8 protein-coding genes are annotated in these 6,721 nt (G+C 69.7%); 4 read left to right on the forward strand and 4 right to left on the reverse strand.

Translation table 11 applies throughout. The annotated features are described in order from the left end of the window. Position 1: 1 nt before the first annotated feature. Complete coding sequence (locus tag AB0J80_RS04140; protein WP_364700089.1) at positions 2 to 922, forward strand: PfkB family carbohydrate kinase; 921 nt, start codon at positions 2 to 4, stop codon at positions 920 to 922. On the opposite strand, the gene AB0J80_RS04145 is transcribed toward AB0J80_RS04140, so the two are convergent. Then, entirely contained in the window at positions 909 to 1,439 is a 531-nt protein-coding gene (locus AB0J80_RS04145; protein ID WP_364700091.1) for a hypothetical protein, read from the reverse strand. The two genes, AB0J80_RS04140 and AB0J80_RS04145, sit on opposite strands and share 14 nt — an antisense overlap. Before the next feature lie 42 nt (positions 1,440 to 1,481). Beyond that, positions 1,482 to 1,865 carry a helix-turn-helix transcriptional regulator gene (locus AB0J80_RS04150; RefSeq protein WP_364700093.1) on the reverse strand — a complete coding sequence of 128 codons (384 nt, stop codon included), beginning with the start codon at positions 1,863 to 1,865 and terminating at the stop codon, positions 1,482 to 1,484. Positions 1,866 to 2,322: 457 nt separating this feature from the next. Here AB0J80_RS04150 and AB0J80_RS04155 point away from each other — a divergent pair, with 457 nt between their 5' ends. The 3 genes from AB0J80_RS04155 to AB0J80_RS04165 all read left to right on the forward strand — a co-directional run bounded on the left by AB0J80_RS04155 (position 2,323) and on the right by AB0J80_RS04165 (position 5,349). Next, entirely contained in the window at positions 2,323 to 3,117 is a 795-nt protein-coding gene (locus tag AB0J80_RS04155; RefSeq protein ID WP_364700095.1) for an SAM-dependent methyltransferase, read from the forward strand. A 148-nt stretch (positions 3,118 to 3,265) separates the two neighbouring features. Continuing rightward, positions 3,266 to 3,721, forward strand: a complete 456-nt coding sequence (locus tag AB0J80_RS04160) for a hypothetical protein (RefSeq protein WP_364700097.1) — start codon at positions 3,266 to 3,268, stop codon at positions 3,719 to 3,721. A 50-nt stretch (positions 3,722 to 3,771) separates the two neighbouring features. After that, entirely contained in the window at positions 3,772 to 5,349 is a 1,578-nt protein-coding gene (locus AB0J80_RS04165; RefSeq protein WP_364700099.1) for a BTAD domain-containing putative transcriptional regulator, read from the forward strand. A gap of 185 nt (positions 5,350 to 5,534) precedes the next feature. Here AB0J80_RS04165 and AB0J80_RS04170 read toward each other — a convergent pair whose 3' ends face one another. Next, positions 5,535 to 5,687, reverse strand: coding sequence for a nucleotidyl transferase AbiEii/AbiGii toxin family protein (locus AB0J80_RS04170; protein ID WP_364700191.1), 153 nt, complete (start codon positions 5,685 to 5,687; stop codon positions 5,535 to 5,537). 141 nt (positions 5,688 to 5,828) lie between these two features. Further along, positions 5,829 to 6,464, reverse strand: a complete 636-nt coding sequence (locus tag AB0J80_RS04175; RefSeq protein ID WP_364700101.1) for a hypothetical protein — start codon at positions 6,462 to 6,464, stop codon at positions 5,829 to 5,831. Between the last annotated feature and the right edge of the window lie 257 nt (positions 6,465 to 6,721).

Genomic DNA, 6,721 nt, shown 5'->3' on the forward strand with positions numbered 1-6,721 from the left:
CGTGCGGATCGCGATCACCGGCTCGGTGGCCACCGACCACCTGATGACCTTTCCGGCCAGCATCGCCGGTCAGCTCATCGCCGGAAAGCTCGACCGGGTGTCGCTCTCCTTCCTGGTCGACACCCTCGAGATCCGCGACGGCGGGGTGGGCGCCAACATCGCGTACGGGCTGGCCCGGCTGGGTCTGCGCCCCCTGCTCGTGGCGGCGGTGGGCACCGACTTCACCCCGTACGGGAAAAGGCTCCTGGATCGGGGTGTCGATCTGTCCGGCGTGCGCGTGTCGCAGACCAGGCACACCGCCCGCTGCCTCACGACCACCGACCCGCACGGCAGCCAGATCACGTCGTTCTACCCGGGTGCGATGGTGGAGGCCGCGGACATCGACCTGGCGGAGATCCTGCGCCGGCGCGGCGGCACCGATCTGGTGCTGATCGGCGCGGACGACCCCGCCGCCATGCTGCGCCACACGGAGGCCTGCCGCGCCCTCGGCGTCCGGTTCGCCGCGGACCCGTCCCAGCAGCTCGCCAGCCTCGACGGCGACCGGGTCCGCCGGTTGATCGTGGGCGCCGACCACCTGTTCACCAACGAGTACGAGGCGGCGCTGCTGCTGGACAAGCTCGGGTGGACGGCCGACCAGGTCCTCGAGCAGGTCGGCACGTGGGTCGTGACGCTCGGCGACAAGGGCAGCCGGGTGGAGCGGGCGGGGGAACCGGCGGTGGAGGTTCCCGCGGTGGTGGTCACCGAACCGGTGGATCCGACCGGGGTGGGCGATGCGTACCGGGCCGGCTATCTCGCGGCGTGGGCGGCAGGTGCGGCGGTGCCGGATCGCGCGCGCCAGGGTTCTGCCGTCGCTTCGCTCGCGCTCGCGGCGATCGGCCCGCAGACGTACGAGGTGACGAGCGACCTGGTCAGCGCTGGGTAGGCGGCCGCCGCAGGTTGCGGACCTTCGCCTCCGCCGGCTGGTCGGCGGTCGCCACCCGCATGCCGTTGAGGTAGCCGTCCGTCTCCCGCTGTTCGCCGTACTCGGCGAGCCGCTCGGCGATGACCTGCCATTCGCGTTCACGGTCCGCGGCCAGCTCGGCGCGCACCTCGGTGAGGAGCTCCCGGATCCGGTCCGGCTCCTCGCCGGGGCGTTCGCTGATGCGCTGCAGGATCTGGTCGCGCGCGAAGACGACCAGGACGGCCAGCCAGGACAGCACGAACACGCCGGTGAGCAGCACGATCACCGCGACGGCCTGGACGTTCGGCGGCGGCCCGGGCGGGATGGCGGGATTGCCCGGCGGCGGACCGGGCTGCTCCGGGAACGCCACGAGGCTCGTGATGACCAGCGCCCCCGTGGCGGCGATCGCCACGATGAGGCAGCAGAGCAGCAGCTTGCTCAACTGAAGGTGCAGCCCGTTGACGGTTGGTATCCGTTCGGCTCCGGCCCGCGCAGTCATGTGCCGAGATTACGGACATCCGGCCCGTGATGCGAATTACTGTCACGCGGAACGGCGGCGCCGCAGCACCTTCCGGTAGGGATCGATCATCCGATCGAGCACCGTCTCGAGCGCACGGCGGTCGGCCGCCGGAATCGGCGAGTCGTCCGCGAGCATCCGGGCCAGCTCCACCGCCAACGGATGCGTTGCCGGCGCCGGCGACGCGGACCCCTCGAGCCGATCCGGGTACGCGGCCAGCACCAGCTCGTTGATGCTCCTGCCCAGCACCGGCGCGATCCGTTCGATGGAGCGGATGGTGGGCCGCTGCTCCCCGCTGAGCCACCGCAGCACGACCGACGGATCGGTGCCCACGGCGCGGGCGAAGTGCGTCGGCGTGGGGAACCCCGCGGAGTGGATCGCCTCCCTGAGGTACCCGCCGAAGCTCATCCGAGAAGCATAAGCGCGAGAACGGTACGCCGGACGATTGGTTGAAGGGCCATCTACTGCTAGCGTCATTGGCTGGAAAACCAATGGCTCGGGCCGCCACCCGCCAGGCACAGAAAGGTCGTGGCTCCGTGGTGCTGCGGACGATCGTGGCGATCCTGTTGGCGGCGGCCGGCGTGGCCGTGAGCCTTGTCGTGCTCCGGCGCCCCCGGCTGACGACCCCGTACCGGCCCGAAGGCCCGGACGGCGTCGTTCCCGCGATGCCGCCGGCACCCGACCCACACCTGCCGGTGGTGGCGGCCCCGGCAGGTGTGGGTCCGCGGGTCACCCCGCCTGCAGTTTCACCCGTACGGGTGACGCCCCCCGCTTCCGCGCCGATGCGCCGCGCCGTCAAGAACAGCGGCTCATCCCGGTTCGCCTCGGGGCACCACCGGAGCACAGTGGACACTATGCTGCATCGATGACCAGCGGTGCCGACTCCGACCTGCACACGAAGCTGAACACGGAACAGCCGCACAGCGCCCGGATCTGGAACTATCTGCTCGGCGGTAAGGACAACTTCGCCGCCGACCGCAACGCGGCGGACGCCGTCATCGCCCAGCTGCCCGAGATCCGGGACTTCGCCCGGGCCGGGCGCGGCTTCCTCACCCGCGCGATCCGGTTCCTGGCCACCGAGGCCGGCATCCGTCAGTTCCTCGACCTGGGAACCGGCCTTCCGACGGCGGACAACACCCACGAGCTGGCCCAGCGCATCGCCCCCGACTCCCGCATCGTCTACGTCGACAACGACCCGCTGGTCCTGGTCCACGCCCGCGCCCTGCTGACCAGCGACCCCCTCGGAGCGACCAACTACATCGACGCCGACGTCCGCGAGCCGAAGAAGATCCTGCAAGCGGCCGCGGCAACCCTCGACTTCTCCCGGCCCGTCGCCGTGATGATGATCGGCATCCTGGGCCACATCCCCGACTCCGACGACCCGGCGCAGGTCGTCCGCACGATCGTCGACGCCCTGCCGCCGGGCAGCTACCTCGCGATCAACGACAGCATCACGACGCCGGAGAACGCCAGCGCGGTCGAGACGGCCAAGAACGAGGGCGCCACCTACCACCTGCGTACGGTCGACCAGATCACCGCTTTCTTCGACGGCCTCGACCTGGTGGAGCCGGGGGTGGTGTCGACGCCGCTGTGGCGGCCCGAGCCCGGCACGGAGCCGAGCGAGATCGCGGTGTACTGCGGGGTCGCCCGCAAGCCCTGATGTGCGTGGCCTGCGATTACAGCGACCTGACCAGCGATGACAGCGGCTCTCCAGGGTCGGATCGATAACGTCTGCGGCGCCGCCGGCCGGACTGCGGCTGCGGTGGCCGCCCCCACCGGCGGCCTCGACGATCCCCTTCGGAGCCCCGATGACACACTCCACGAAACGCCTCGGCGTGAGCGTTCTCGCCATGCTGCTCGCCTGCGTCACCGCGCTCTTCCCGGCGGCGGGCCCCGCCCAGGCCGCGTCGTGCGTGAGCGGGTACACCGCCGACAACCTGCCCACCACGCTGCAGGTCATGGTGCACTATCAGGACTGCTCGAACGGCACGTGGCTGATCACCAGCATCGACGTGTACTCGCAGTACACCCGGTACAACGCCACCGTCGTCATCCGCCGCTACGCCGAGGACGGCACCGTGCCGGTCAGCTGGCAGAAGAGCCTGGGCCAGCTCGGTGCCGGCGTCTTCTACGGCGACGTGTCGGACGGCAAGAGCTTCAGCTACAACAAGGCCTACAACCCGTACGTCTACGTTCACTACCGCAACACGACCACCGGCCCGTACCTGGACTCCCCGGTCGCCCGGCTGCCCTGGATCGGCTGATCCCGCGGCGGTCCCCGGGACGCCGGGGACCGCCCTCTATGGTGCAGGGCATGGACACAGGCGAATCTCTTCGTCAGGTGCGGGTGAACGTGCTGGGATCCGTCACGGTGTCGTGCGGGGACGCAACGGTCGCCGTGGAACCGGCCATGGTACGCAACCTGCTGGCCGTGCTCGCGTTGAACGCCGGCCGGTCGTTGCCCTGGAAAGAGATCGTCGGCGCGCTCTGGGGAGACGACTCGCCGTCCACCGCCCGTGCCCTGGTCCACACCTACGTCTCGCGGCTGCGGGCCCAGCTCCGCAACGGGTCCGGACTGGACAACGCCGTCGTCTGGGACGGCACCGGATACCGGTTGTCGGTGCCACCGGACTCCATCGACCTCGGCCGCTTCGACCAGCTCTGCGCCGATGCGCGCCGCGCCGAGTCCGCCGATGACGTCGACACGGCGCTGAGCCGGTATCGCGAAGCTTTTGCGTGCTGGCGCGGCGAGATCGCGGCCGACCTCAACGCCCGGATCCGCGACCTCCCGGCGGCCACCGCCGCGCGGCAACGGTGGGTGGACGCCGTCACGCGATATGCAAACTTGTGCGACCGCACCGGACAGGCGACCGCTGCCCTCGACCTCCTGAGAAGGGCCGCCGCCTCCGCACCGCTGCACGAAGGAGTGCACGCCAGTCTCATGGGGGCACTGACCGGAGCCGGTGAGCGGGCGGCGGCGCTGCAGACGTACGCCGGGATCCGCGAACGATTGGCGGAAGAGTTCGGGGTCGACCCGGGCGCGGAGCTGCAATCGCTGTACCTGGGCATCCTGCGCGAAGACAGCCTGGAGCCGACAGTCCCGCCGCCGCGGGCCCGCCGGCGCCGACCCGCCACGGCGATCCTCGTTGCGGTGCTGGCCGTCGCGGTGGTCGCTGTCGGGGCGGCAGCCTGGACCGGGCGCGGCGGCCGGTCGGCGGGGGCGGCACCCTCCCCGGAACCCGCCGCGCAAGCCGACGACTTCACCGGCAGCGCGCTGAACAGCGGCGCCTGGGGACTGTACGAGCGCTCGTTCCCCAACGGCTCGGTCTGGTCCCCGAGCATGGTGCGCGTAGGCGGGGGCGAACTGCAGATCCTCGGCGTCGGCACCGACCCCACCGGAGCCGGCAACATGTCGGGAGGAACCTGCTGGTGCGAACACGGCGAGATCCATCGGTACGGCCGCTGGGAGGTACGCGCCAAGTTCGACGCCGGCTCCGGGTACGCGCCGGAGATAGGACTGTGGCCCGACGACAGCGACGAGACCGTCGACGGGTCAGTGGTGGCACGCTTCGACGAGCCGTCCCGGGCGAGCTTCGTACCGACCGTCGTCGGGCGCCAGCACACGCAGCTGGTGGGGTCCGCAGTGACCGGCGAGTTCACCAGCTGGGCCACGTACGCCATCGAGGTGCGTCCCGACTTCGTCGCCATCTCCGTGGACGGCCGCACCGTCCTGGACACGCGGCAGGCCCAGAGCCCGCTCCGGCTGCCCTCCGCGCCGATGTTCCTCTACATCCAGCAGCGCGCCGGGCCTTCCGGCTCGGCGCCGGCCGCGAACTCCCGCACGCCGAACCAGGTCGTGGCCCACATCGACTGGGTCAAGTGGTACCCCTAGCGTTCCCGCCCACTTATCAGCAGAGCGGGAGAACGGTGCTGCACATCTCGTCGTCATCGTGAGGCGTCCACAACGACAACCTTCGCGCCTGCGGGTTCGGTGCAGGTTGGAAGTAGCGGGTGGAAACAAGCGTATCCAGTACGGTGGAGCTGACCCTGCCGCACTCCTTGTATGTCTGGCCCGTGTCATCCGTCGCGTGCCCCGGCTCCGTCGGCATCGACGTCGTTGACGCTCAGGAAAACGTCCAGATCTTTGCTGTGCCGAGCGTTGGCCAGGCGGGCCAGTAGGGCTCCTGCGCCTTTGAGGACCCAATGGTCGGCTTCGGGAGAGCTGAACAGTCGGGCGTGCTCGGTCGTACGCGAACTGGCGTTGGAGTTCGTCGAGCCGGTAGCGGCGGTCTGTGCGCGCGATCTGCCCGAAGCGTTCTTTGAGCGCGGTCCGGAATGCTGTCGGTGTCGTGTACCGGAACGTCGGCTCGGTCACTGTGTCGGCCTCTCGCCCGTGAGTAGGCGAGCGAAGACTTCGGGGTCGGTATGACCGTAGGCAGCTGCGTGAGGCGCAGCGATGGAGGTGAGTGCGTCTCGATGCAGCAGGCCGAGGCTGAGGGCATCGCGCACGACTTGCGCGACGGCGGATTCGTCCTCGCCGTCGGCCAGCAGGTCCTCGACGATTGCCGGCACGGTCCTAGTCGGCAGCCCGTCCCACAGCTCCCAACCGCTGGGTGCGAGGTGCGAGCGGACGCGTATCTTGACGTCGGTGCGACGGGGCCGTAGCCGCTTGGCGGTGTAGAACTCATGGTCGTGCGGTATCAGGTCGCCGAGTCCGCGCAGATGCGCCGCGCTGCGGTGACTGACGACGGCATCCGGGGTGCCGGTGGTGCGCTCGTGCCACGATTTGGCGCCGCCGAGTTGGAGCCAGGCCGCACGCAGTGGATCCCGTTCGGGGTCCTCGGGGGCTCCGGACAGCCGATACACCTGCGTTGCCTGGTCCGCGGCCATAAGCGTGCCGTCGTCGACGAGCCGCTTGAAGTCTTGGCGCGAGACGCCGGCTTCGCGGGCCTGACCTGGGGTGATCATGCCCCACTGCGCACTCATCGTAGGGCTGAGCGCGGCCATCGCTGTCCGCCTCGACATGGAGCAAGAGTAACACTATTGTCACTCTTGCTCCATGGTGAGCGGATGCTTTCCTCTTCGGCCGCCATGTGCTCACCGGAATGCGAGAGGCCCTCCACTTGGCAGTGAAGGGCCTCTGACTTGCGCGTTCTCTCGTAGCGGGGACAGTGTGCTGGCTCAGGACATAGGAAACCCATGTCTCAGGTCATCGGAAACCGGTGTGTCGAGACATAGGAAACCCTGGATGACGGTGATCGTCG

Origin of the sequence: Actinoplanes sp. NPDC049548 (assembly GCF_040676695.1) — a bacterium.
Taxonomy (GTDB): domain Bacteria; phylum Actinomycetota; class Actinomycetes; order Mycobacteriales; family Micromonosporaceae; genus Actinoplanes.